A 23,728-nucleotide genomic window follows, 5' to 3' on the forward strand; every position below is an offset into this window, starting at 1 on the left:
CGCCTGCTTCCGTGCGGGTTGCGGGACTTGTTCCAGCAGGTGGCGCCCCCAAAACGGTCGCCTCGCTTGCCGGAAACCGCCGCCCGCACCGCCGCACCGAGCGCGATGCCGCGCACTCCCAAGCCGTCCTCGGCATCGCCGCCACCCACATCTGCTGTCGCAGGCTCGGCGGCCGGGGACCGCGGTAATTCGATGGCGCGCGCGAAGCAGTGTGCCCACCCTGGTCCCGTGACAGCACCCGAATACCAGATCCGAGCCCTGCACACGGACTCCACGGTCACCGTCTACCAGGCGTACGCCCAGGAGATCGGCCTGCCGGCGGCGCAGGAGGGCCGGTTCCCACCTGTGTGGCAGCGGGACCGGATGACCTGGATCAAGCCGTCGTTCCTGTGGATGATGTATCGCTGCGGTTGGGGCGCCAAAGTGGGCCAGGAGACCGTCCTCGCTGTCGAGATCTCCCGTGAAGGCTTCGAGTGGGCACTGGAGCACGCTTGCCTGTCCCACTACGAGCACGGTCTCCACGCCGACCGCGCCACCTGGAAGCGCCAATTGAAACGGGCTCCGGCCCGGGTGCAATGGGACCCCGAACGCGACCTGCGTCTTGCGCCACTTGCCCACCGGTCGCTCCAGCTCGGCCTCACCGGCGAGGCCGCCCGTCTCTACGCCGATGAGTGGACCGTCTCCATCACCGACATCACCTCGCTCGCTCACACCATCCACGCTCATGTACAGGGCGGAGACCTGGACGCCGCACGGCAGCTCCTGCCCCGTGAACGTCCCTACCCCGTGGATGAAGGGGACGTGGCGCATCTGTACCAATGAGCTCATCTGTCCGTCGATGCGGCGCTGCCACCGCCGGCCGCCGGCCGCCGGCCGGTGGACAGTGGCCGTCGCGCAGGATGTAGCCGCCGGCTTCCATGCACTCCTTGGCCAGGACCACGTTCGGGGGGCTGAGGTCCAGCCAGTGTTCGAGAGCCATGTTGAGGCACGCCATGCCGCAGCAGCGCCAACTCCAGAAGGTGTACTCCTCCGGGGTCAGAGCGCCGGAGGACTTCCAACGCGGGTCCTGGTGCGCCTGGACGGTTCCGCCGACGATCTCGTGAACGAGTTCTCGGGATTCCCACTGTGCTCGGTACGGGACCTGATGGCGGGTGGTGGTCAGTTCTTCCACAGTGACTCTCTCTCAACGGCGCTGAGTGGTTGCCGGGAATGCGTGGATCAGGGGTAGCACGACGGTGGATCGGTCGCGCTGTTCAGCACGGCGGCTCAACGTTCCTGCCGCAGAACCCGGTTGGACGGCCGGGGTTGTCCCGTGACTGCCGGGGGAGGCGGCTGCCGGGGCTCAGGCCGCGTCGCGGTCCGCTGCGGCGGCCCAGCGACGGATGTGCTCGTCGGGATGGACCCGTGCGGATGCACATGTGCCTTCGAGCAGTGTGCGCAGGTGCGGCGGGTATGCCGCGCGGGATGTCGGCAGGTTCAGCAGGACACGCTGACTCATCCGCAGATCCGTGGTCTCGGCGAACACCCGCATGGAAGTCTCCAGCCAGGCGTCCTCGATGTCTTCCGACTCGTCGAGAGCGGAATCGCGTACCCCGTCGGGTCCGTACGCCGGGGAACGATCCGCGTAGAGAGGCACATAGGCGCAGTACCAGGCCCGTACGGCACCCGCGCGCTCCGCATCCGTTCCGGTCTCCATACACCCGACCAGCGCTGTCCTCACGCGGCGGCGCCCGAATGCGTAGACCGCGGGCTCGACGAACCAGCGGCAGAAGCTGGGATCGGGGTCGTACACGGCCGCCGCCATCAGCGGGGCGAACAACTCTTCGGGCAGATGCGCGCGTTCGAGCAGCGGCTTGCGAACGGCACCCGCGAGGCGGCGGGCATGCCGGTCGTGCGGCTCCATGGAGTCGGCGTCTTCGACACCCAGCAGCCGCGCCACCTCCCTCACACACATCAGGAATGAACGCGTTTCTCTTCCGCTCTGTTCGCCTTTGGTCACGGCACCATTCTGAACGTGGACAGTGATCACCCCGGCCCGGCTCGGCGGGCCGGTCCGCCCCTCAGTGCGGTGGGGACCGCGCCTGTGGGGGGGGTGAGCGCCCGCCAGTCGAGCGAGGGGGTTCTGCGCGATGGCTGCTCTGAGCTACGAGATCCTTACCGATCCGGTGCCGCTCCAGGTGTTCGGGTCGGACGACGACCGACGTTCGTGGGCGCGGTGCGCAGGCCCGAGTTCGAGGCCGCCACCGCCACCGCCACCGCCACCGCCACCGCCACCGAGAGCCTCACGCCCAGGATCGAGGGCATCGCGGACAAGGGCCTGATCGCCCTGACCGAGGACGGCATCGAGGTCCTCGGCGCCGATGGCGCACCCGGTCCGGAGCCGGCAGTGGAAAACCGTGGCAGCCGGCAAGGCCGACCGCGATGACCTGGTCACCGACCGGGCGCGGGTCAAGGAACGGCTCACCCTGGACGGCGGATTGACGGTCACCGATGTACGGCCGGCCCGGCACCGGCACGTCCGCGCCGGCCCCCGCCGACAGGCGCCCTACCGGGCCGGGTGGGTTTCGGGCAGGATGACCCGGCGCGCCGGAGGTCGCCCCGCGACGGCGCCCCCGCCCGGTCCCGATCGCGATCCGGAGGTCCCTGTGACGTGGCACGACGACCAGGCGCGGCGTGACGAGCTGTACCGCGACCCCTATCCGCTCTACGACCGCGCCCGCCGGGCGGAGGGGCTGACGTACGTCCCCGAGTTCGGCGCGTGGCTGGTGGCACGCGACCGGGACGTACGGGAGGTGCTGCTGCGCGCGGAGGACTTCTCCTCGGCCAACTCCCTGCTCCAGGACGTCCCGCTCTCGGAGGCGGCGCTCGGCGTCCTGTCGCGGGGGTTCGGGCCCCGGCCCACCGTCGTGTCCAGCGACGGCCCGTCCCACCGTCGGCACCGGGCTCCGCTGAACCGGGGGCTGTCCGGCGCCCGGGTGGCGGGGCTGCTGCCGTACGCCCGCACGTGCGCGGAGGAGCTGGTGGACGGCTTCGCGGCCGACGGGGCGGCGGAGTTGGTGGAGGCGTACGCCCGGCGGTTGCCCGGGATGGTGGTCGGACGCCTGATCGGACTGGACCCCGGCGACGTGCCCGCGGCCGTGCACGGCGGATACCGGGCCGAGGAACTGCTCTTCCGTCCGCTGTCGCCGGAGGGGCAGGTGGCCGCCGCCGAGGACGTGGTGGCGCTCCAGCACCTGCTGGACGGGTACGTCCGCGACCGGCGCTCCGTCCCCCGGGACGACATGTGCTCGGCCATGGTGGCCGCCCTGGCCCCGGGTGACGCCGAGCTCACCCTCGAACAGCGCCAGGAACTGGTCACGAGCCTGCAGAACCTGCTGATCGCCGGATTCCTCACCACGAGCGCCCTCATCTCCACGATGCTGCTGCGCCTGCTCGGCGACCGGCGGCAGTGGCGGATGCTCCGCGCCGATCCGTCCCTGATCCCGGCGGCGGTCGAGGAAGCCGCGCGGCACGACACCGCCATCCAGGCCTTCCGCCGGATCACCACCCGGCCGGTGACGCTCGCCGGGACGAAACTGCCCGCGGGGGCCGCCGTGCTGGTGGCGTACGGCTCGGCCAATCGCGATGAGGAGCGATACGAGCGCGCGGGGGACTTCGACATCGCCCGGCCCGCGAACCGCCAGCACCTCGCCTTCGGGTACGGGGCCCACGGCTGCCCCGGTTCCCAACTGGCCCGCGAGCAACTTCGTTCGACCCTGGAGCTGTTCATCCGCCGGATGCCGGGGCTGCGACTGGACCGGGACCGTCCACCGCCGCGGATGCGGCCCACACTGATCCACCGCTCACCGCAGACCCTGTACGTCACCTGGTGACGCGGCAGTGGGGGCGGCGCGCCCGGACCTGACCGCCCCTTCCTGCCGACCCCTTCCGGCCCACCCCTTCCGGCCCGACTCCGATGGTTGCCGGCATGTGGCAGTCCTGTGGCGCGGTGCGCCGTGCCCTGGCCGGGCTGTTCCTTCGTGCCCAGCATCCCCGGCATGGCCACGCCTTCGCACGCGGTGCCGGCCCCCGCTCACCGATCCCCCCGGTCGGCACGGCGCCCCGCCCCGCCCTTCCTCCTCCCCACTGCCAAGGACCATGTCCGCCATGAGCGCCTCCGGCCACCTGCCGGAAGCCGTCAACGTCCCTCTCGACCGGCTCGCACGGAGCCTGCCGGAGCTGCGGCGTGCCGCCGAAAGCGGGCCCCTGCTCGTGGCGCGGCGATCGGGGGCGGCCTCGTCTCTTGCGCGCTCACCGACACCCGCGGGATGGCGGTCGTACTGGGCAGGCTGCCCTTCAGCCACCGCGGAGCCGGCGGCCATCCATGAGCGCGCCCGGCCCCGCCGGAACAGAGGCCCGGCGGGGCAACCCCGCGGCGGCTCACAGCGTCCTCCCGTGCAGGACGCGCCGCCCGGGAGGCGGGGCGTGTACCGCTGAAAGGACCACATGATGAGTGAGAAGGCCCGGCGCCTGTTCGACGCCCTCGACCTCGACCAGGACGGCGCTCTGACCCGCGCCGAGATCATCGGCGCCCTGCGCTCCAAAGGTCCGACGCTCGCGGCGCAGGGAGCGATCCCCTTCTGGGGCGTCGGGGACACCCACGAGTCCTCGGCGCTGTTCGACGCGGCCGACCAGAACGGCGACCGCGTGCTGACGTTCGAGGAGTTCGCGGCCGTGGTCGACCGCCGCTTCGGCTGGTAGCGGCCGGTCCGCCCGGGAACACGTACGCCCCGCCGCGATCCTGCGCCGTCAACTCCCCTGTTCGGCGCGGCGATTCGGGGCTCGGCGGGGTGCTCCGCGGTGGTCCGGGACGGGGCGGTCCGGGTATTGGGTACTCTCTCCGGTGACTTCGGGGCGCCGCCAGGTGCTGCATCACCGCAAGCAGAGATGGGTCCCCCATGGGCAGCACACCTTCCGCCGACTTCTTCCAGCCCCTCAAGGCGGACGACCCGGCCGTCGTGGGCGGCTACCGCCTGGCGGCCGTGCTGGGTGCGGGCGGTATGGGCAAGGTCTACCTCTCCTACACGCCGGGCGGCCGGCCCATCGCCATCAAGGTGATCCGGCCCGAGTTCAGCGAGGACCCCGAATTCCGGCGGCGCTTCCAGCAGGAGGTGCGCGCCGCGGAGCGGGTCCAGGGGCTCTACACCGCGCCGGTCATCGACTCGGACACCGAGGGCGCCCAGCCCTGGCTGGCCACGGCCTACGTACCCGGCCCCTCGCTCGCCCACGCCGTGGCACGGCACGGCGCGCTGCCGGTGCGCAGCGTGCTGCTGCTGACCGTCGGGGTCGCCGAGGCGCTGCACGTCATCCACGGTGCGGGCATCGTCCACCGGGACCTGAAGCCCGCCAACGTGCTGCTCGCCTCCGACGGCCCGCGCGTCATCGACTTCGGCATCGCACGGGCCGCCGACTCCACCGCCCTGACCAGTACCGGCGTCAGCGTCGGCACACCGGCCTTCATGGCGCCCGAACAGGCCTCGGCCGGTACGGTCACCGCGGCCACCGATGTCTTCGCCCTGGGGCAGATCGCGGCCTTCACCGCGATCGGGGCCTCCGTCTTCGGCGACGGCCCCTCGCACGCGGTGCTCTACCGGATCGTGCACGAGGACCCGGACCTCAGCGCCCTGCCCGAGGTGCTGCGACCGGTGGTGACCCGCTGCCTCAGCCGCGACCCGGCCGATCGCCCGACGCTGACGGAGGTCATCGAGCTGTGCAACGCGGCCTCGGAGGCCCCGCTGCGCCAGGGCGAGGACTGGCTGCCGCAGGCCGTCGCCGGTTCCATCACCGAGCGGCTGCGGCTGCCCGCGCCGGCGCCCACTCCGCCGCCGCAGCCGCCTACGGCGACGGCCGCGGGGGCACCGACTGCGACTCCGACCGAGGTCTCGCCGCAGGCCCCGACGCCGGCCCCGGGTGCGCCTCCGGTAGTACCCGCCGCGCCCGGGTACACGCCGACCGGTGTGGCCGCCGCGCCGACGCAGGCAGCCCCCGCGTCGGTGGCTCCGGGAGCCGTGCCGCCCGGGTCCGTGCCGCCGGGATACCGGACGCCGCCCCCGTACGCGCAGCCCTCGTACCCGCAGCAGCAGCCGCGGCAGGGCCAGCCGCCGTACAACCAACCCCCGTACACGCAGCCCACGTACGCCCCGGGCCGCAGCACACCGCCGCCGTTCCACTCCCAGGGCTTCATTCCCGGTCCGCCCGCCCAGCAGCGTCCCAAGCGGACCGGGCTGATCGTCATCGGTGTGGTCGCGGCGGCGGTCATCGGGCTCGCGGTCCTCGGGTCCCTGCTGCCGAACGGCTCCGGCAAGGACGGCTCCGACAAGGCCTCGAGCGGCGGCTCTTCGGGCGGCGCGCAGAAGCGGCCCGACCCGCAGCCGGTCTCGTACCAGGGCATCGACGTACCCCAGAACCACCAGCTGATGTTCGCCGACAACCCGCCGCGCCCGGCCGAGGAGCCGACCGGCGCGGGGGTGCTCTACGGGCACGGGGACCTCTTCTACTACCGGGACACCCTGTTCGGGGACGAGAAGTTCGGTACCGCGAACGGCAAGCTCGTCCTGCTGAACAACTCCGAGAAGGGCTCCCTGGAGACCTGCCGGGCCGTGACCCGCTTCACCGAGAAGATCGGCCTCGATCAGCTCACGGACGGGTCTCAGGTCTGCGTGCTGAGCAAGGCCGGCCACATCACGCTGGCGACCTTCCGCGGCAGGTCGGACGCGAAGGGGGAGACCAGGTTCATCACCGTCGATCTGACGGTCTGGCGCAATGCGGATCCCGCGGCGAAGGACTAGGACCTGGCAGGGCCGGCAGGGCCGGCAGGGCTGTCGGGGCGCTCGTAAGCGATCATGGTCCGCTCCGGCGAACGGGCGGTGGGCATGGCGCTCCGCCTAATGGTCGCGCCACTGGTCGCAAGGCAGCAGGTCCCGCGCTCTGCGTTCCATCAGGACGGGGAGGTACGTACGCACCCGTGCGTACCTGAGCTCTTCGTACGCGGTCTGCACCGAGCTCCGCACCAGGCGGGCGTCGAGCTGCGGGTGTGCCTTCATGAGTCGTTCGGCGACATCGCGGATGGTGAGGACATCTTCTGATTCCGCCGTCACACGCCTCAGCCCTCCTCGGGTGTTCGCCTGCCTTCATTCTCGTGGCGCCGCGCTCCTCCGGGAAGTCGATCTTCGGCCGCCGTACCCGGCCTTTCGGCAGTGCACGGCGGCCGGAACTCCCGGGTACCCGTTCCGGCGACCACGGGTTCCGGCAGTTCGGTGTGCCGTCAGGCGACACGCAGGACGCTCTTGCCGTGGGTGGTTCCCTCGGCGAGCCGCTGTACGGCGGTGGCCAGGTCCGCCAGCTCGTACGCGGCGGTGATGTCGACGCGCACACTGCCGTCCGCGACGAGGCGCAGTGCCTGGCGGGCGCTGTCGGCGAGGCGTTCGGGGTGGGTACGGCTGAGCAGGTTGCTGTTGTAGGTCATGAGCGACTTGCCGTGCATGAGCAGGTCATCGGGGTCGGCAGGGGCGGATTCGCGGGGGCCGAGGTTGCCGAAGGACACGAGGCGCCCGTGCTCGGCCAGCAGTTCCAGGCCAGTGCGGCGGGTCGCGCCGCCGACCGGGTCGAGGATCACGTCGAAACGTTCGGTGTCGAGCCCCGTCGGGAGCTCTTCGCGCAGCAGGACCCGGTCGTAGCCGAACCGGGCGGCGTACTCGGCCCTGGCGGCGCTGCCCGCGACACCGACGATCCGCCCGGCGCCGGCGAGGCGGGCGAACTGGACGGCGAGGGTGCCGACCGAGCCGGCCGCGGCGTGGATGAGGACGCTCTCGCCGGGACGTACGCGGGCGGTGGTGTTGATCAGGTCGTAGGCGGTCGGTGCGCCCCAGCCGAGGGCTGCGGCGGTACGCAGGGACAGGTGACCGACGTCCAGGGTGAGCGCGGCGGACGCCAGGACCACCTCGGCGTAGGCGCCGGCCTCGGTCAGCGCCGTAACGGACGTACCGATGCGGTTCGGGTCGACGCCGTCGCCGACCTCGGTGATGTGCCCGGAGGCCTCGAAGCCGGGGACGAAGGGGCGCGGGACGGGGAAGTGGCCGTCTCGGACCATGATGTCGCCCCACTGGATCCCGGCGTAGGCGACGCGGATCGCCACCTGGCCGGGGCCGGGGGTGGGCTCGTCGAGTTCGGTGACGCGGTAGTGGTTCTCGGCGTCGAGGAGGACAGCCTTCATCGTTACACAGCCCCTTGTGCTGACTCAGTATCCTTACAGTCGAAGACGGTAGATATATAAGGTTCCTGAGTCAACCCATGAACCTGTCAATGAGTCCGCCATTGAAGTGGGAGTACGTGATGGAAGCCCCGGTCGACGAGTCCCTCTGCCCCCGGATCAGGCGCTCGGAGCAGGCGCTGATGGCGCACCACGAGGCGGTGCTGCGCACCTACGGGCTGACCATGACGCAGTACACCGTGCTGCTGACCCTCGCGCGCGAGGGCGGCATGTCCGGCGCCCAACTGGCCCGCTCCTGCGGGGTGACGCAGCAGAGCATGAGCAGCGTGCTGGCCAACATGGACACCAAGAGGCTCATCGGCCGCGAGACGTCCCCGGTGCACGCGAAGGTGCAGATCGCGAGCCTGACCGAGGAGGGCCGGGCACTCCTCGACCGCGCCTACCAGGAGGTGGCCGTCCTCGAGCGAGCACTCGCCGACGCGTTCACGCCCGCCGAACACGCCACACTGAACGCACTCCTGGACCGGGCCACCGCCGTCCTGATCAAGCAGACCCGAACGACGACGTCTCCACCCTCCCCCTGAGCCCCCGGCCCACCGGCGGCGCCTCGGCCGTGCCCGTCGTACGGCATCCCGCGGAGGTATCACCTCGTGCCCCGACGGCCTCGGAGCGGCGTACGCCTACGACAACCCGCTCGCGAGGACCGACCCGCTGGGGCACATCGCCCGCTTGACGTACGAGGACCACGACCACCTCACCGTCCTGCGCTTCCCCGACGGCGCCGCCACCTGGCGGCAGGAGTACGACCAACGCGGCAACCGGACGGCCGTCGTGGCTCGCCTCCGCCACGACGAGAACGGGGTGCTGGTCAGCCGTACCGACCCGGCGGGTGCGGTCGAACGGCTCACGCGCGACGCCGCCGGTCTCGCCGTCTCGCTGACCGATGCGCTCGGCAACACCTTCTCTGCCGAACAGGACCCCGCATCGACCCGGTGCGGTGACGGCCGCCCGGCCGAAACGTTGCGCGGCCCATCTCCTTGCCTGGGCGGTGGAACTCGTCGACGATGCTCCCAGGCCTCCGCCTTCCGGATCCCACCGGGCCCGGACGGGGCGGGGGAGAACAGGGGAGACAGTGACAACGAACAGCAATCCGAGCAAGCGCCGGCAGCGCAGGCGGCGCCCGATGGCCGTGGCGGCGTTCATCCCGCTCTTCGTCCTCGCCGGGCTGCTACTGGGCCCTGCGGCGACCGCCTCGGCGGCCGCCCCGGCCGCCCGGCAGGCCTCTGCCGCCGCGGCGCTCCCGCAGAGCGGTCGTCTCCTCGCCGGCGCCGGCGTGGCGACCGGTCTCCAGGCACCGGCGTCGTCCCGGGTCCAGGCCACCAACGGGAACAATAAGGGCAAAAAGAAGAAGAGCAAGAAGAAGGGCGGGATCTTCTCGACGCTCTTGATCGTCCTGGTCATCGTCATCGTGCTGCTCGTTGCCGTGTACATGGTCCGCCGAGCGCTGCGCCACAGGTCCTCCTAGGAACCGGCGCGACGGGAGTCCGCGGGGCGGGACCCGCTCGGCAGCGCGAGCGCCCTGTCGATCCGTGCGCGGATCTCCTCGTCCCGGCGGAACGCCCGGTATCCGCCCTACTCCGAGATCCGGCGGCGGTCCGCGGCTTTGAGCGCGGGCAGGGCTTCGCGGACCGGCCGGGTGAGGTGTCCGTGGTGGGTGAGTGTGTCGAGCAGCGGCCCGGCACACGGTACGGGCCGCGGGTCGAGAGGTGCCGCGGCGATCGCGGCCGCCGCCCGCAGCACCGGATTCCCGCCGTGCAGGACGGCGTCCGGTACGGCTCGCGCCTCGGCGTCCGCCGCACCCGTGGGGGCCTCGTCGGCAGCGGGATCAGCCGGGTGGAATGGACCTGGCGGGCCTGGGCCTTGCCCGGGCAGGGCAGGGCAGGGCAGGGTGAGGTGAGGTGAGGTATTGCCGCCTGCGGCGAACGGCGGTGTGGCCCGGGTCAGTTGTCGGGAGGATCGGGCAGTCGGCGGAGCTCGAGCAGGGCCAACGAGATCTTCACCGCGGTGGAAATCGTCAGGGCCTGGAGGAACGGCATACCCATCAGCCACAGGGCCACCGTCATGACCGTGAGCACCAGGAACGCCGGTAGCAGATTGGTCCGCCTGATCGCAGTCCGCAGCTGTCCGCCTCGGCTCCGACGCTGATCCACCGTACTGAGCGGGCGCGCGGCCACGCCCTCCTCCTTGGCATGCGGCATGGGCTGCTGACCTTCCTGTTGCTCGTCTCCGGCAACGAGCCTCGGGCGCGCCCCGGCCGACGGCCACCGCTGCCCTCCGCCCCGCCGCCATCCGACGTACAGGTTCACCTCACCGGCCCAGAGACCGGGGCCCCGAGGCATGGGCCCAGCCTGGGTGGGCCTCCCGGCCGGCGGTCGATGTCAGAGGTGTCCGGTGGGATGAACCCGCGACTGTCCATGACGTGGCCCGGCGGCTGTCCGCAGCCGCGCGGCGATTCGGTCCGACCGGCCGCCGGCCCATCCGCACTCCCCCGCCTCAGTCCTCCAGACGGGAGAGCCAGCCGGCGAGCAGCGTTTCGAGTACCGCGGCCTCCTCGGGTGTCACGAGGTCCAGCAGGCGGCGTTCGTTGCGCATGTGGTCGGTGAACGCCTGGTCGACGAGGTCGCGCCCGGCCGAGGTGAGGGCGACGATCAGGCCTGGCAGCTCACTGCCGGCGGCCTGCTCCTGCTGCCGGTCGCGGTGGCCGTGGAGGGCGCCCCGCCGCCGGTATCCCCGTCGGCCGTCCTCGCGTTCTGCTACGTGGGCCTGGTCGCCACCGCGCTGGCCTTCGCGGCCTGGTTCACCGGCCTTCGGCGCCTGCCCGCCGGAACGGTCGGCCTGATCGGGCTGCTCAACCCGGTCACGGGCGTACTGCTCGGGACGGCGGTCGCCGGCGAGGTACTGACGGCCCGGCAGTTGTGCGGACTGGCGCTCGTACTGAGCGGAGTCGCTCTGGGCCGCCCCTCGGGGGTCGCTGGGCAGAGTGCACTCCGGCGCCGCGCCGAGCGTCCGGCCGGGCCCGGACCGGGTCGCGCCCTAGCGTGGGTCCGGAACGATCCGGGCGTACCGCCGCCCGAATCCCGCACTACGGAGGAACGTCAACCATGACCGTCAGCGTCCAGGAGCTCACCGGGGACTACGTCCTCGACCCCGCCCACACCCGGATCGGATTCGTGGCCCGCCACGCCATGGTGACCAAGGTCCGCGGCGCGTTCCACCAGTTCGAGGGCACGGCCCACCTGGACGGCGCCGATCCGGCGGCCTCCACCGCCCAGGTGGTGATCAAGACCGAGAGCATCGACACCGGCGTCGAGCAGCGCGACCAGCACCTGCGCACCAACGACTTCCTCGACGCCCCCAACTTCCCCGACATCACCTTCCGCACCACCTCGGTCGAGTCGCTCTCCGACACCGAACACCGCGTCACCGGCGACCTGACCATCAAGGACACCACCCGCCCGATCTCCTTCGACCTCGAGTACACGGGCAACGCCGTCGACCCCTTCGGCAACCTGCGGGTCGGCCTGGAGGGATCGGTGGCCATCTCCCGCAAGGAGTTCGGCGTGACCTGGAACGCGGCGCTGGAAGGCGGCGGCGTACTGGTCGGCGACAAGGTCGTCCTGGAATTCGACATCTCCGCGATCAAGCAGGTCTAGTACCAGCCCCCTTGAGTCATGCACCGGTCATGGAGGGCCGGAGCCGACCATCCACCGCCCTCCATGACGACCAGCACATCACGCGCGCTGCGCCGGAGCGCACAGACCGGCGGTACGGGGGCCGGATGACCGAGCGGCCCAGCGGCGATCGAGCCCGGTGTGCGCCGGGGTCGGGACCGCGGTCAGGGCCGGGCCTGAGACCGTCAGGGGGTCAGGCGGGCTCGTTGCCGTCGGCCTTGCGCCACTTGATGTGACGCAGCACGACCTGTTCGGGGCAGACGGCGCTGAGGAAACGTCCGACGTGCATGGTCAGCCGTTCGTCGGCCGGCGCTTACACGATGCGGTGAGGGCGAACGACTGCCACCCCCTCCTTCCGTCCGGATAACTCAACCGTTCAGTAACAGTTATGACGGAGCGTCGGATCTGGCGTGTTCCTTGATCGTCACCCGTGCTCCCATGTGCGGGCGGGATGGGGGCCCGCGGGGGAACGAGGGGGAGGCGGGGCTCGTGGGGAAGTCGGGACAGGTCGCGGTCTGGCTGGCGATCGCGCTCGTAGGACTGCTGGCGGGGGTGCTGTTGGCCCGGGAGGTCGGCGGGGCACAGGAACGGGAGCGTCTCTCGCCCGCCCGGCCGAGCGCTACTGGGCCTTGGGCGTCCAGGGGATGTCGGAGGGCTCGGGGCCTTCCAGGGCGTGGCGGAGCTTTTCCTTGAGGGTTTTCGGCGGGGCCTGTGTTTCTTCCTGTGTATGGATGAGGCGGGCGGTGGTCACTCGTATGTGGCACTCGCGGTGGCGCTGCTTGAGCTGGACCAGCCAGGCGCCGTCCGGGGTGCGGAAGGCCTGGCGGGCCGGGGTGTCCCCCGGTCTCGCGTGGCGAGCCAGGACGGCCGGCAGATAGTGCAGGGCCGCGTCCTCGGCCGTGGCGAGAGCCTGTGCCTCCGTACCGTCCACGGGGTGGCTGGCCGTCAGCGTCCAGCGGTGGAGCCTGAGTTCGGCGCCGTCGGCGTGCCGGGTCGTGCGGGTGTCCTCCTCGATGAGGACGTACCAGTGGTCAGCGGTCATGGCCGGCCCCCTGCGTTCCGTCGCGCCGGTCCTCGATACGGACGGTCAGGGCGGGCCGGTGCGCGCACCACGGCTCCAGGTCGGCCATGGTCAACGCCCCCTGCGCACCCAGGGCTTCATCCGGCAGGAAGCGGACGCAGGTCCCGGTGGTTCCGTCGGACTCGACCGGCTCCAGACCGGTCACCGGGGCGCCGCGCTCATAGCGCTGGCTCCAGGATCCGTTGAGCCGGCGGTTGGTGTGGATCAGCCACTCGCTCAGGGCTGCGACGACGGACATCCCTCGACGCGGATGCCCGTCCGGAAGCCGCTCCGCGTCCGGGGAGTCGAAGAACCGAAGGTCCTTGGTGGCCATGACCGGCTTCTTCACCACCCGGCCGTGCTCGTCGAACCGGGTGTCGGTACCCCGCCCGTCGTCCTTCACCGACACGGAGCCGTCCGCATGCAGGGTGATCTCGCACCGTCCGCCGCCTCGGCTCGCCGCCTCGTCCGCGGCGTAGGCGACGATCTCGAGAACGAGGTGTCGCGGCCCGCCCGGAGCGAATTCCGCGGGTTCCTTGCGGATCCGGCCGAGGTGGTCCGCGTCCACGGTGCCGGCCCAGTCGTGTGTGGTGTTGACCCAAGAGTCCCTTGATCCATCCATTGCACAAGTATCCGTCGAGGCTCTCGCGCGCAGAGCCGGACCCCACCTGCCCGCGACCTCCCCGTGGGCTCGTACGTCTGGAAGAGCGCCACGGGCTCGTCGTCGAGCCGGACCATGAACGCGTGGTGCGTGTCGCGCCGGTCCACGTCCTCGTAGATCTCCTGGACCAGTTCGCGGCTGGCGCCGTTCATGCCCCAGAACTGAGCGCGCTCCTCGACGACCCAGGAGTGCAGTACGGCGGAGTCCGCGACGGGGTCGACCGGGCTGAAACGGACCGTGCCGAAGCCTTCGACGGTCTCGGTCAGGGCGTCCGCGCGCGGGGAGACGAGGGAAGTGGACTCGGGTCTCATACGGGTTCCGTTTCTGCTCCGCCCAGCGGGCGAGGTTAGGTTGCCCTAACTCTAGGGGTCGCCAGAACCAGCCTTCCAGGGCCTCGCCGACACAACTCAAAGGGTTAATTTCACCATGGAGAGAGGGTTAATTCTGATAGGTTCGGGGCGGAGGTGGCGCGCCATGCCGAGCCAGGAAGAACTGTTCGACGCGGTGGACGCACTGCTGGTGGGCGAGCCGCAGTTGCCCTCTCCGGCGGAGCGGGCGCGACTGCGTGAGGCGGCGGGTGTCACCCAGGCCCGGCTCGCGGCCGCGTTGAAGTCGACGCCTCAGACCGTGAAGAACTGGGAGAACGGTCGCTCCGAGCCGAGGCCTCCACGACTCCAGGCCTATCTGCGGCTGCTGGACGGCTGGGCGGCGAAGTACCCGGTTGCGCCCTCCCCCGTACCGGCGCCCGTACCCGTCACCGCTCCGGGACCCGTCCCTGTACCCGTGCCCGCTACGGAGGCGTTCGCCGAGCCGGTGGAACAGCCCGACGAGCCCGTCGCGCCGGTCTCGCCCGCCGCGCGCCCCGCGGTATCGCGTCGTCCGGCACGCAGGACCGCCGCGCCCGTGGTCGCGGCCGATCCGCGGTTCCCGCACGGACCGCTCGTGGTGCTGGACGGCGACGGGAGCGCGTACGGCATCGACGGGATGGTGCTGGACTGCCCCGCCACGACGATTCCCCAACTGGTCGAGTGGACCCTGAACGAGTCCGGGCTCGGCGCCGCGCGGCTGAACCGGTCCGGGAAGGACGCCGATCCGCTGGTCGCGCTGACCGCGGCCGCCGCCGCGAAGCTCGGACTGCCCGAACGGTTGGAGGGGCCGGAGGCCCGCCGTTCGCTGCGGCTCCCTGACGACCACCCCGTCGTCAAGCAGGTGGCCAAGGCGAAGTGGAAGCTCACGCAGCGCGGCTTCGGCCCGTGGGCGCGCATCTACCGGCCGGCGCAGGCCGGGCAACGGCAGTGCGTGCAGCTCGCGCTCCTGTCGTGGGACGCGCTGGACGCGCGGTCCTGGCCGGGGGTGGCGGACATGGACCCGGCCGAGATCGCCCGCGTCCTGGGTACGTACGCGGCCCGGGTCCTGACCCCGCGCGGCTCCACCGCCACCTCGGGGCTGGAGCTGATGACCGCACTGCGGCCGGCCACCCGCGCCGCGAAGAACGAGAGGACGGGCGCGTGGGAGTCCGGCCACAACCCGGGCAGCCTCGGCAGCGAGCCGATGGACCCGGCCCCGCCGGAAGCCCCGCAGGAGCACCCGGTCGCGCAGGGCTGGACCGGTGGCTTCCTCGACGAGGAGGCGTACCAGTGGGTGCGCGAGGTGGATCTGCTGTCCGATGAGGAGTGCCTGCTGCCGTACGCGATCGGCCTGGACCTGAACACCGCGTTCCTCGCCTCCTCGGCCCGTCTCATGGTCGGACTCTCCGCGCCGGACCACTTCCACCGCCCGAAGTTCAACAAGGCGATCCCCGGCTCCTGGCTGGTGGACCTGTCGCACATCGAGCTGGATCCGCGGCTGCCGTCCCCCTTCACGCCGTCCGGGCAGCGCCCCGAGGGGCCGGCCTGGTACCAGACCCACACCATCGCCTACGCGCAGGAACTCGGCTACGACGTCGCCCCGATCGAGGGGTTCCTGCGGCGGGAGAAGGGTGCCTACCTCGACCCGTGGCACGACCGCCTCAAGACCGCCTACGCGGATACCCTCGCCGACCTCGGCGTCACCGCGGACCTGGACGAGCGGCAGTTCCTGGACGCGATGGAACACCACAAGGAGAGCGATCCGGGGATGGCGGCCGTGCTGGCCGCCATCAAGGCCACCGTCAAGGGCGGCATCGGCAAGCTCCGCGAGCGCCCGCAGGGACGGCACTACCGCGACGGGGAGCGGTGGCCGGCGATGGAGCGGCCGACGTGGCGGCCCGACATCCGGGCCGCGGTCATCTCCAAGACCCGGGTGAACATGCACCGCAAGCTGGCGAACGTCGCGAAGGCCACCGGCCAGTACCCTCTCGGCGTACTGTCCGACTGCGTCGTCTACCCGAGCCCGGGGGCGTCACCGCTCGACTTCCTCCCCTACACCGCCTCCGGCAAGCCCCTCCCCGGATCCTTCCGCCTCGGAACGACGCCGGGGCTCGCCAAGGTGGAAGGCGTCCAGGAGATGGCCTGGGCCGTCGACGTCATGGAGAAGGGCCTCAACCCGGCCCGCCACATCAAGGGCGGCGACGCCGTCCTGGACGAAGGGGAGTAACGGGCCGTGGGGGACATCGAGGACGCCATCACCCGAGCCGACCGCGAGACGTTCACGCGGCAGCCGCCCAAGACGTTGAAGGCGCGCATCAACTTCCTCATGGGCAGGCTGAAGACCACCAGGGCCGTCGCCGCCGAACTCGGCGTCAGCCAGCGGTCGGTGGAGCGCTACCGCAAGGGCGATCGGAAGATCCCGCCCAAGGCGATCGCGGACCGCATCGACACGGCGGTCCGCTCCCGCTGGCAGCCGGTGGTACGTGGCCGGCGGCGCAAGCAGGCCGCGACGAGCGGGGGGATCACCGTGGAGACCCGGGCCCGGTTCGGCTACACCGCACCCATCGGCACCACCGACGACGGGCGGATGCGGCGCCTCACCGTCCATCTCCCCGCCGCCTACGCGCAGCGGCTCTTCGCCGCACAGCAGCAGGGCGCTGCGGACCAGGAGTTGCGCGAGATCGTCGCCGAAGGCCTCCAGGAGACCTACTTCAAGGACGGCGGGACCCGCGCCGACCAACTCGAAGTCGAATTGACCGACATCGACTACATCGACGTCTCGTACTGAATCCGAAACCGGTCGACGCGACTCCCCGAACGGCGACGCGAGGCGAGGCGAGGCGAGGCGAGGCGCGATCGTGGTCGAGTGGGCCGTGGGGCGAACCGGCTCCGCCCCGTGCTCACGCGCGGTGGTCACGGGGCGGAGCGGGCCACGGTCCGGTCCGGTCCGGTCCGGTCCGTCAGTTGAACTGCAGGACGGTCTCGTCCGTCTCCTCGAACAGCCTGACGATCAATTTCCGGAGCACCATGGTGCTGTGGGCCCGGTCGGTGAACAGATCCAGCATGTCGACGTGTCGCTGGGTGCCGGGCGCCCGCGCCACCTTCTGGGTCCAGCCCTCGACCTGGCACTCCAAGGTGCTCTCGATCACGTCGAACACGGAGCCGGCGGACTCCTTCGTGATCCTCTGGTTGACCAGCAGGTCCGCGACGAAGCTCAGGTTGCGGTACACGATCTCCAGGGCGATGAGAGGGCACATGCGGGCACCTGGGGGCGTCACCTCCCGGTTCGGGTGCTCCTCGATCTGATCGACCAGGATGTCGATGTCCTCGAGCTCGCGCTCAACGGCGTCCACCGCGTACGCCAAGGTGGAACTGGTCGGCTGTACCGACGACTTCACCTCGACCACGAAGCCTCGCTGCGTGGGGGGCGCCGCGGAGTTGCCGGCCACCGGCCCGTGCTGCTTGCGGTTCGGCGTGCGTCCGAGTCGTGCGAGTCGTGCGAGACCGGTTCGGGTGTCCAGGGCGGATGCGAGTGCGGTGTGGAGTCCGATCTGGTGCTTGGCGAGAAGGACGTCGAGGGCGGCCTCGGATGCGGCATCGGCGCAGGTTCCGGTGTGCATGTCCAGGTTGGGGTCACTCATCGGTCTCCGCCTCCTCCTTCTTCAGACCGAGGACGTTGATCAGTCGTGCGCGTGCGCGGCAGTACGCCTGCCGGACCGCGGCGGGGTTCTTGCCCAGGAACTCGGCGGTCTCCTCATGGCTGAAGCCGTCCAGGTGCCAGGCCATGGCCTCCCTTTCCGCCGGCGGCAGTTCCGCCAGAACGTCGACCATCCGCTGCTGCTCGTCGGTGAGGATGACCAGTTCGACCGGGCAGGTGCCGCCTTCCCGGTCCGGGACCGCGTCCGTGGGGAGGAGGCGGCTGCTCGCCTGCCGCAGATACATCCGGTACGCGACCTTGCGGAGGTAGGCCGCGGGGTGCTCCAGCGACTTCCATTTGTCCGGAAGGAGCGTCAGGAACGCCTCGTGTGTGGCATCGGCCGCCTCGTACGGGCTGGCGCCCAGGTTCATGAGGAACGCCGACACCCTCATCATCTCCACCGTGTAGAACGCCTCGAACCCGTTGTCCTGCCGGACCGGTGGCGTGTTCAGCAGGGCCGGGGGGACGTTCTGGATGTGGGCCGGTGCGGGGAGCTCTGTCACAGTCACCGTTCCCCGCCGTGGCCGGCGGAGTCGCCGATCAGGATCTCGACCTCACGGTCCGTGGATCGCTCCGAGAGGCGACTGCCCGGGGGCAGGGACCGGACCCGCTCCGAGAGACCTTGCTGTGCGACTTCCGCCCTGCGTACCTCCGCCCGTTCCTTGACCACCCGGTACGCCAGTCGGGCCACGGTGGCGACCACCGCGGTCACCACCGCCACCGCCGCCGCCATCATCGTCGGATCCACGATCTGCCTCTCGACTCAGCGGTGCGGATGCGCGCCGCGTTCGGCTCTTAAAGCATCGAGAGGCCCCGAGTGTGACACCGCGCCGAAAGGAATCACGGGCGGTTCGCCGCACCCGGATTCGGTGCGGACGCCCTGCGGACGTGCAGGACATACGCGTCCAGGGGCAGGGGGCTGTGGCCGATGAGCTGGAGGCCCGCGTCGGCGAACAGGTGTGCGTAGTGGTCGGCGCGGCGTTCGCGGCCTCCGACGTTGCACAGCATGTGCAGGTCCCAGGCCGTGGCCAGCGAGGGGGAGCCGTCGACGGGCAGCAGGCGTTCCACGACGAGCAGGTCCGCGTGGGCGGGCATCGCACGGGCGCAGTGGCGCAGGATCTCGCGGCAGCGGTCGTCGTCCCAGTCGTGCAGGACGCGGGAGAGGATGTAGACATCGCCGCCGGACGGCACGTCCGCGAAGTCGCCGGCCCGGTAGCCGCAGCGCGTGCCGCAGCCCGCGGCGTCGAGTCGGCGGCGGGCGGCCTCCACCGCGTGCGGGCGTTCCAGGAGGACACCGCGCAGGCGCGGGTGTGCGGTGAGGATGCGTCCGAGGAGTTCTCCGTTCCCGCCGGCGATGTCGACGACGGTCGCGGGCGCGATTGCCTGGGCGGCGGCGGTGACGACCGGGTGGGTGGGGAGCGGCTGGAACATGCGTGCGCCGGCGGCCATGGACCGGTCGAAGAGGGCGGCGAGTTCGGGGTCGCGGGCGAAGTGGTCGAAGTGGTTCTCGCCGAAAAGGCGGTCGAAGGCGGGCTGTCCGGTGCGCACGGCGTGGTCGAGGCCGCCGAAGGAACGGTAGAACGGGCCGCCGTACATCAGCGCCAGGGATCGCATCGAGCCGGGCGCGTCCGCGCCGAGCAGGGCGCCGAGTTCGGTCAGGCGGAACAGCGCGTCGTGCTCCTGGTCCTGGTCGTGTTCCTGGGTGACCACTCCGAGCATGGCGAGGTAGCGCAGGAGCGTGGCCAGGCTTGCGGGGTGGGTGCCGGTCACCCGGGCGATGTCCTCGGTGCGGAACGCGGTACGGGTGTCCATGGCGTCGGGCAGACCCAGCCGGGCGAACACGGCCAGTGCCTGTGTCGTCCACGCGCCGGTGAAGAGCTGGAGGAGCGTTTCGGCGGGCTGCCGGGCGTCGTCGCGGGGGTGGCCGCGCCGGTCGGGACGGTCCAGGTGAGCGGCGAGGGTGTCTCGGTGGTCGCCGCGTGCGTAGAGCTCCAGGCGCCGGTAGTCGCAGGCCGCGTCGGCGGGGAGGGTGAAGTAGAGGACCGTGCCGTCCTCGTGCGGGTTGTAGCCGCCTCCGTCGGGGACCGCCCCGTGGCGGGCGAGGATCGCGCACAGGCCGCGCAGGGCCAGGGGCTCCGGGTGCTCGACCTCGAAGGCGAGGTGCGCCTCGTGCCTGCGGGTGCGTTCGTAGGCGGCGATCGCCTCCAGGCCGGAGTGCGGGGGTACGAACAGGGCGAACACCTCGACCGCGCGGCGTTGCCCGGCGGAGTCGTGCACCTGCGGGCGCATGATCCGGACATCGAGCTCGGCCGGGTCGCGCCGGTGGCGCCGGGCGAGGCGTTCCCGGACTACCACGCTGGGGTGGAAGGGGGTGTCCACGGGCAGTCCGCAGTCGGTGAGTTGGGCTCGCAGGCTGTCCGCGTCCGGCGGGCAGAGCAGTAGCCCCGCGTGGGCGAACCGGCAGTGCCCGGCCAGCGCTTGCAGGTCCGGGCCGCGGAGGCCCGGCAGGAGGAGCGGGAGCAGGGCTGCGCTGTCGTGCTCGCGCACGAACCGGGCCGCCTCGCGCAGGCTCGCGGTGTCGTCGAGGAGCAACGTTTCGTCGGTGAGGGTGGTCGTCATCGTGGAGGTGTCCTCGGGCCGGTACGGGGGCAGGGCAGGGCGAAGCGGCTGGGGGCGGGGCGGTGGCGGGGCAGGGTGAGGGGCAGGGGTGCGGGGCGCTGCGGCGGTCACACGCCGACGTAGTTCTCGGCGAACCAGTCCTGGTGGACGCGCGAGGTGCGCAGCGAGGCGAGCCGGGACCGCTGGAGGGCTGTGTCGAAGTGCGATCCGCCGTCCTCGTCCCGGCCGGCGGGCCCGTGCAGCAGGCGGGTCATCCACCCGGTGAACTCCTGCGCCCGCCAGATGTGCGCCAGGCACTGCTCCGAGTACCTGTCGAGTCCCGCGGTGTCCCCCCGGGCGATGGCGTCGGTGAGGGCTTCGGCCAGGACCTCGGCCTCCAGGACCGCGAGGTTGGCGCCCTTCGCGGCGGCCGGGGCGAGCAGGCTCGCGGCGTCACCGGCCAGGAAGAGCGAACCGTGGCGCAGCGGTTCGATGACGTCGCAGGTCAGGTCGAAGACCGCGCGTTCCAGGATGCCGCCCCGTCGCAGCGGGCCGTGGTCGCAGGCGCGCACCCGCACGTCGAGCTCGTCCCAGATCCGCTCCTCGGACCATGCGTCGGCGGCCGTGCCGCGCTGCCACTGGAGGTAGTAGCGGGTGACTTCGGGCGTACGGGCCATGTGTCCGGCGAAGCCGCGGTCGTGGATGGCGTAGCCGACGGCGTCGAGACTCGGCGGGGCCTCGGCGAGCAGGCCGAGCCACGTCACCCCGTGGTCGCGCCGGTGGCGGCGGACGGCGGACGGCGGCAGGGAGCGGCGGGCCGCCCCGTGCCGGCCGTCGCAGCCGGCGACGTACCGGGCGGCCCACCGGGTCGGTCGGCCGTCGGGCTCGCGGGTCATGACGGACGGCTCGGCGCCGTCCGCGTCGTGCACGGCCTGTGCCTCGGTGTGGAAGCGGATGCGTCCGCCGAGGTCGAGGTAGTGCGTCAGGAGGTCCGTGACCAGGTTCTGCTGCGGGTAGACGTGGTGCTGCCCGCCCTGGCCGAGACCTCCGTAATCGAGGCGGAACCGGCCGTCCTCCGTGCGGAACTCGCACGTGCCGTGGCGGCTGCCGTGCCGGTGCAGGCCGTCGGCGAGGCCGTGGCGCTCCAGGATCCGTACGGTGTTCGGGGCGAGGAAGCCGGCGCGGGCCCGGGTCTGCACCTGGGTGCGGGAGGCACGTTCCAGGATGACGCAGTCGATCCCGGCGGTGTGCAGAAGGGTTCCGAGGACGAGCCCGGCGGGACCGGCACCGAGGACGACCACGTCGGCTGATTCCCATAACGCGCGTGAGTTCTGGCTTTCCGTCATAGCGGGTGAAGCATAAGCACGCGAAGATCAATACACCCACCCAAGCCATCCTTTGGCGGGAATACCATGACAATCTACATGGACATCCATGGCCCTTGGCGTCAGCGCCGGGACCAATTTCCGGGGCCGATCGGTGGTGTGCGCCGGGCGTGCGGACGTGGATGCACTCTCGCGCACGCCCCGGCGCAGGCCCGGCCGTTCGGCGTAGGGGCACCGGGCGGGGCCTGCGCGGTGGTCGGACCTCGGGCGGCGGCCACCGTCACCTCGGCGCGCGACCGCCGGCCGTCGCCGACTGCGGGCGCCGGCCGAGGGGCAGGAGGTACTGCAGGGGCTGGTCCGGGTCGTGGAGTCCGAGCAGTTCGTGGGCCAGGTCGTCGTGGAAGCCGCCCAGCGGGGTGCCGCCCAGGCCCAGGGCCGACGCCGTGAGCAGCAGCGTCTGGGCGAGGTGGCCGGTCTCCAGCAGGGCCAGGCGCAGCGCGCGCAGTCCGTAACGGCGGCGCAGCATGCCGAAGTCGGCGTAGAGGGCGAGGAGTACCGGTGCCCGTGCGATGCCGATCCAGTCCGGGTCGGTGGAGGGGCGCGAGAAGTAGGTCGACAGGGCGGTGATGTCCTCCAGCGGCGGCACCGGGCCGATCCTGCGCAGGGTCCGGCGCTCGGGGACGCTGTCGTAGGTGCCGGCCGGGAGCCCGGCGACGTCGAGGACCAGAAGGCGGACGCGTGCCGTGTGGAGGGCGCCTGCGCTGGGGTAGGGGCGGTGGGCCAGGGTGCGGGTCGTGCCGTCGGCGAGCTGCTGCTCGCTGCGGCCGCTCTCGGCGAGGGAGTGCCACAGCAGGGCGCCCAGCGTACCGGCGTCGAGCGGACCGGTGAGGGCGCCGCGGAGCGAGGATCGGGCGGCGAGGACCGCGCCCAGGGACACCTCGGGCAACGGATCGGCGGGGAGCGGCACCTCGGCGGCGACGGCGGCGGATGCGGCCGCGGCCGCCGCCGGCCCGCTGTCGTCGACCGCGGCGGTCGGGCGCAGCGCCGAGTCCTCGCCGCGGCCGATCTGGAACTTGCTGCGCTCCAGGTACTGCAGGTCGGGCGCGGTGTGGCCGGGCGGGAAGAATCCGGCCGGTCCGTCCGTCTCCAGCAGGGTGCGCGCGGCCAGCCGGCACACGGCTCGTTCCTCGTCGGGGCTCACGCCCAACCGGTTGAACAACATGTGCAGTTGCGAGCCCCAGATCCCGGCCCGGGTCCACTCCCCCGGCCTGTCGAGCAGCGCGTCGGACTCCCGGACGCGGTCGGCCCAGTCGGCCAGCCAGGGCGCAGCCGTGCCCGCCCGAAGGCGGTCGCGCAGGTCCGCGGCGCGCTCGCCCAGGCTCGTACGCTGCGCCGCGTGGACGGTGTTGACCCGGGCGTGGACGGCGGCGGCGGGCAGCAGTGGCACCTCGGTGACCCAGCGCCAGCCCGCCGCGTGCCCGCGCAGCCAGCGCGCGGCGGTGAGCCGGTCCATGCCGAGGGCGTACGCCGTGGTGTGCGCGAGGTCCGCGGCAGCGGTGAGCCGGGCGGCGGCCGCGCTTGCGGCGGGCAGGGCCCGCAGGACGTCGAGGGCGGTGCGGGTGGAGGCGCCGAAGACCGCCTCGGCGACGGGCAGCGCCCGCGGTCCGCCGTAGCGCCGGGTCTCGGGTACGTAGGGCACGGCGCGGACCTCGCCGTGCCGGGAGGGCCAGGGGCCGGGTACGGCGGGCAGCTGCCGCGCCTCCCGTGCCAACAACGCCGGAAGTGCGCGGAGTTGCCGGCCATCTGCGTCATCGGCCGTGGGCCCGGCGGTACGGACACGGATCCGTACGTGGGGGCCGTCCTCCCCGTAGCGGATGAAGAACCAGTCGGCCGCCTCGCCGGCGGCCACGAGACCGTCGAGCAGCGGGGCCGCGTCGCGGACCAGGAAGCGGTCGGTGTCCTCGGTGGTGGAGTGCAGGAAGAGGTGGTGGCTCTGCCAGGTGCCGGCCGCGGTGCCCGTGCCGGTGGCGGTCTCGGTCTCGGTCGTCGTCACGTCGTCCG

At 71.9% G+C, this 23,728-nt stretch carries 22 protein-coding genes and 4 pseudogenes; 12 read left to right on the top strand and 14 right to left on the bottom strand.

The genetic code is table 11. The features are described 5' to 3' along the window. The first annotated feature begins 192 nt into the window (after positions 1–192). Complete coding sequence (locus tag ACIQZO_RS09400; protein ID WP_403622513.1) at positions 193–822, top strand: DUF4291 domain-containing protein; 630 nt, start codon at positions 193–195, stop codon at positions 820–822. Positions 823–1,342: 520 nt separating this feature from the next. Here the strand turns inward: ACIQZO_RS09400 and ACIQZO_RS09405 are convergent. Further along, positions 1,343–1,999, bottom strand: coding sequence for a hypothetical protein (locus ACIQZO_RS09405; protein ID WP_403622516.1), 657 nt, complete (start codon positions 1,997–1,999; stop codon positions 1,343–1,345). A 216-nt stretch (positions 2,000–2,215) separates the two neighbouring features. On the opposite strand from ACIQZO_RS09405, the gene ACIQZO_RS09410 reads away from it, so the two are divergent. From ACIQZO_RS09410 to ACIQZO_RS09425, 4 genes are all read left to right on the top strand, one after another. Then, positions 2,216–2,425 (top strand): hypothetical protein, encoded by a 210-nt coding sequence (locus ACIQZO_RS09410; protein ID WP_403622518.1) that lies wholly within the window; start codon positions 2,216–2,218, stop codon positions 2,423–2,425. Next, positions 2,397–3,872 (top strand): cytochrome P450, encoded by a 1,476-nt coding sequence (locus ACIQZO_RS09415; protein WP_403622521.1) that lies wholly within the window; start codon positions 2,397–2,399, stop codon positions 3,870–3,872. Before ACIQZO_RS09410 ends, ACIQZO_RS09415 begins: the two co-directional genes overlap by 29 nt. Positions 3,873–4,488: 616 nt before the next feature. Further along, a complete protein-coding gene (locus ACIQZO_RS09420) occupies positions 4,489–4,740 on the top strand; it encodes an EF-hand domain-containing protein (RefSeq protein ID WP_403623367.1) in 252 nt (83 codons plus the stop codon). A gap of 197 nt (positions 4,741–4,937) precedes the next feature. Next, positions 4,938–6,827: a serine/threonine-protein kinase gene (locus ACIQZO_RS09425; RefSeq protein WP_403622524.1), complete on the top strand. Its 1,890-nt coding sequence runs from the start codon at positions 4,938–4,940 to the stop codon at positions 6,825–6,827. Between the two features lie 96 nt (positions 6,828–6,923). On the opposite strand, the gene ACIQZO_RS09430 is transcribed toward ACIQZO_RS09425, so the two are convergent. Beyond that, complete coding sequence (locus ACIQZO_RS09430; RefSeq protein WP_403622526.1) at positions 6,924–7,136, bottom strand: three-helix bundle dimerization domain-containing protein; 213 nt, start codon at positions 7,134–7,136, stop codon at positions 6,924–6,926. Positions 7,137–7,303: 167 nt separating this feature from the next. Beyond that, on the bottom strand, positions 7,304–8,251 hold the full coding sequence (locus ACIQZO_RS09435) for a zinc-binding alcohol dehydrogenase family protein (RefSeq protein WP_403622529.1): 948 nt from the start codon (positions 8,249–8,251) through the stop codon (positions 7,304–7,306). 89 nt (positions 8,252–8,340) lie between these two features. Between ACIQZO_RS09435 and ACIQZO_RS09440 the strand changes: the two genes are divergently transcribed. The 3 genes and pseudogenes from ACIQZO_RS09440 to ACIQZO_RS09450 all read left to right on the top strand — a co-directional run bounded on the left by ACIQZO_RS09440 (position 8,341) and on the right by ACIQZO_RS09450 (position 9,773). Beyond that, on the top strand, positions 8,341–8,832 hold the full coding sequence (locus ACIQZO_RS09440; RefSeq protein ID WP_403622532.1) for a MarR family winged helix-turn-helix transcriptional regulator: 492 nt from the start codon (positions 8,341–8,343) through the stop codon (positions 8,830–8,832). A 247-nt stretch (positions 8,833–9,079) separates the two neighbouring features. Then, positions 9,080–9,202, top strand: a pseudogene (locus tag ACIQZO_RS09445) (RHS repeat domain-containing protein); the annotation flags it as partial. Between the two features lie 178 nt (positions 9,203–9,380). Next, positions 9,381–9,773: a hypothetical protein gene (locus ACIQZO_RS09450; protein WP_403623415.1), complete on the top strand. Its 393-nt coding sequence runs from the start codon at positions 9,381–9,383 to the stop codon at positions 9,771–9,773. A gap of 475 nt (positions 9,774–10,248) precedes the next feature. Here ACIQZO_RS09450 and ACIQZO_RS09455 read toward each other — a convergent pair whose 3' ends face one another. Further along, positions 10,249–10,506: a hypothetical protein gene (locus tag ACIQZO_RS09455; RefSeq protein WP_403622535.1), complete on the bottom strand. Its 258-nt coding sequence runs from the start codon at positions 10,504–10,506 to the stop codon at positions 10,249–10,251. Between the two features lie 295 nt (positions 10,507–10,801). Next, positions 10,802–10,963 (bottom strand): annotated as a pseudogene (locus tag ACIQZO_RS09460) (MarR family transcriptional regulator); the annotation flags it as partial. On the opposite strand from ACIQZO_RS09460, the pseudogene ACIQZO_RS09465 reads away from it, so the two are divergent. Both ACIQZO_RS09465 and ACIQZO_RS09470 read left to right on the top strand, forming a co-directional pair. Beyond that, a pseudogene (locus ACIQZO_RS09465) lies at positions 10,961–11,413 on the top strand (DMT family transporter); the annotation flags it as partial. The pseudogenes ACIQZO_RS09460 and ACIQZO_RS09465 sit on opposite strands and share 3 nt — an antisense overlap. Next, the gene (locus tag ACIQZO_RS09470; protein WP_403622538.1) at positions 11,410–11,961 is read left to right on the top strand and encodes a YceI family protein; all 552 of its coding nucleotides are present in this window, start codon (positions 11,410–11,412) and stop codon (positions 11,959–11,961) included. The pseudogene ACIQZO_RS09465 and the gene ACIQZO_RS09470, both read left to right, overlap by 4 nt. A gap of 637 nt (positions 11,962–12,598) precedes the next feature. On the opposite strand, the gene ACIQZO_RS09475 is transcribed toward ACIQZO_RS09470, so the two are convergent. The 3 genes and pseudogenes from ACIQZO_RS09475 to ACIQZO_RS09485 form a co-directional block, all read right to left on the bottom strand. Beyond that, positions 12,599–13,021: a hypothetical protein gene (locus tag ACIQZO_RS09475; RefSeq protein WP_403622541.1), complete on the bottom strand. Its 423-nt coding sequence runs from the start codon at positions 13,019–13,021 to the stop codon at positions 12,599–12,601. Next, complete coding sequence (locus ACIQZO_RS09480; RefSeq protein WP_403622544.1) at positions 13,011–13,661, bottom strand: ATP-binding protein; 651 nt, start codon at positions 13,659–13,661, stop codon at positions 13,011–13,013. Before ACIQZO_RS09480 ends, ACIQZO_RS09475 begins: the two co-directional genes overlap by 11 nt. Positions 13,662–13,735: 74 nt before the next feature. After that, positions 13,736–14,011: pseudogene (locus tag ACIQZO_RS09485) on the bottom strand (GNAT family N-acetyltransferase); the annotation flags it as partial. A gap of 163 nt (positions 14,012–14,174) precedes the next feature. Here ACIQZO_RS09485 and tap point away from each other — a divergent pair. After that, entirely contained in the window at positions 14,175–16,274 is a 2,100-nt protein-coding gene (gene tap / locus ACIQZO_RS09490) for a telomere-associated protein Tap (RefSeq protein ID WP_403622547.1), read from the top strand. A 6-nt stretch (positions 16,275–16,280) separates the two neighbouring features. Continuing rightward, positions 16,281–16,835: a telomere-protecting terminal protein Tpg gene (gene tpg, locus ACIQZO_RS09495; RefSeq protein ID WP_403622550.1), complete on the top strand. Its 555-nt coding sequence runs from the start codon at positions 16,281–16,283 to the stop codon at positions 16,833–16,835. A gap of 172 nt (positions 16,836–17,007) precedes the next feature. On the opposite strand, the gene ACIQZO_RS09500 is transcribed toward tpg, so the two are convergent. The 6 genes from ACIQZO_RS09500 to ACIQZO_RS09525 form a co-directional block, all read right to left on the bottom strand. Continuing rightward, positions 17,008–17,688: a hypothetical protein gene (locus ACIQZO_RS09500; RefSeq protein ID WP_403622553.1), complete on the bottom strand. Its 681-nt coding sequence runs from the start codon at positions 17,686–17,688 to the stop codon at positions 17,008–17,010. After that, complete coding sequence (locus tag ACIQZO_RS09505; protein ID WP_403622556.1) at positions 17,681–18,247, bottom strand: RNA polymerase sigma factor; 567 nt, start codon at positions 18,245–18,247, stop codon at positions 17,681–17,683. Before ACIQZO_RS09505 ends, ACIQZO_RS09500 begins: the two co-directional genes overlap by 8 nt. A 2-nt stretch (positions 18,248–18,249) precedes the next feature. Continuing rightward, on the bottom strand, positions 18,250–18,492 hold the full coding sequence (locus tag ACIQZO_RS09510; protein ID WP_403622559.1) for a hypothetical protein: 243 nt from the start codon (positions 18,490–18,492) through the stop codon (positions 18,250–18,252). 92 nt (positions 18,493–18,584) lie between these two features. Further along, positions 18,585–20,363, bottom strand: a complete 1,779-nt coding sequence (locus tag ACIQZO_RS09515) for a methyltransferase (RefSeq protein ID WP_403622562.1) — start codon at positions 20,361–20,363, stop codon at positions 18,585–18,587. 107 nt (positions 20,364–20,470) lie between these two features. Beyond that, complete coding sequence (locus tag ACIQZO_RS09520) at positions 20,471–21,688, bottom strand: 4-hydroxybenzoate 3-monooxygenase (RefSeq protein WP_403622564.1); 1,218 nt, start codon at positions 21,686–21,688, stop codon at positions 20,471–20,473. Between the two features lie 259 nt (positions 21,689–21,947). Next, entirely contained in the window at positions 21,948–23,720 is a 1,773-nt protein-coding gene (locus tag ACIQZO_RS09525) for a thiopeptide-type bacteriocin biosynthesis protein (protein ID WP_403622567.1), read from the bottom strand. Between the last annotated feature and the right edge of the window lie 8 nt (positions 23,721–23,728).

This window comes from Streptomyces sp. NPDC097617 (genome assembly GCF_044761485.1).
GTDB lineage: Bacteria > Actinomycetota > Actinomycetes > Streptomycetales > Streptomycetaceae > Streptomyces.

Excerpts from the sequence above, each read along its gene's own strand:
- ACIQZO_RS09515 (WP_403622562.1), bottom strand. The coding sequence starts at position 20,363 with ATGACGACCACCCTCACCGACGAAACGTTGCTCCTCGACGACACCGCG.
- ACIQZO_RS09455 (WP_403622535.1), bottom strand. The coding sequence starts at position 10,506 with ATGCCGCATGCCAAGGAGGAGGGCGTGGCCGCGCGCCCGCTCAGTACG.
- ACIQZO_RS09470 (WP_403622538.1), top strand. The coding sequence starts at position 11,410 with ATGACCGTCAGCGTCCAGGAGCTCACCGGGGACTACGTCCTCGACCCC.
- ACIQZO_RS09440 (WP_403622532.1), top strand. The coding sequence starts at position 8,341 with ATGAGTCCGCCATTGAAGTGGGAGTACGTGATGGAAGCCCCGGTCGAC.
- tap (WP_403622547.1), top strand. The coding sequence starts at position 14,175 with ATGCCGAGCCAGGAAGAACTGTTCGACGCGGTGGACGCACTGCTGGTG.
- ACIQZO_RS09425 (WP_403622524.1), top strand. The coding sequence starts at position 4,938 with ATGGGCAGCACACCTTCCGCCGACTTCTTCCAGCCCCTCAAGGCGGAC.
- ACIQZO_RS09435 (WP_403622529.1), bottom strand. The coding sequence starts at position 8,251 with ATGAAGGCTGTCCTCCTCGACGCCGAGAACCACTACCGCGTCACCGAA.
- ACIQZO_RS09480 (WP_403622544.1), bottom strand. The coding sequence starts at position 13,661 with ATGGATGGATCAAGGGACTCTTGGGTCAACACCACACACGACTGGGCC.
- ACIQZO_RS09475 (WP_403622541.1), bottom strand. The coding sequence starts at position 13,021 with ATGACCGCTGACCACTGGTACGTCCTCATCGAGGAGGACACCCGCACG.
- ACIQZO_RS09420 (WP_403623367.1), top strand. The coding sequence starts at position 4,489 with ATGAGTGAGAAGGCCCGGCGCCTGTTCGACGCCCTCGACCTCGACCAG.
- ACIQZO_RS09400 (WP_403622513.1), top strand. The coding sequence starts at position 193 with ATGGCGCGCGCGAAGCAGTGTGCCCACCCTGGTCCCGTGACAGCACCC.
- ACIQZO_RS09520 (WP_403622564.1), bottom strand. The coding sequence starts at position 21,688 with ATGACGGAAAGCCAGAACTCACGCGCGTTATGGGAATCAGCCGACGTG.
- ACIQZO_RS09500 (WP_403622553.1), bottom strand. The coding sequence starts at position 17,688 with ATGAGTGACCCCAACCTGGACATGCACACCGGAACCTGCGCCGATGCC.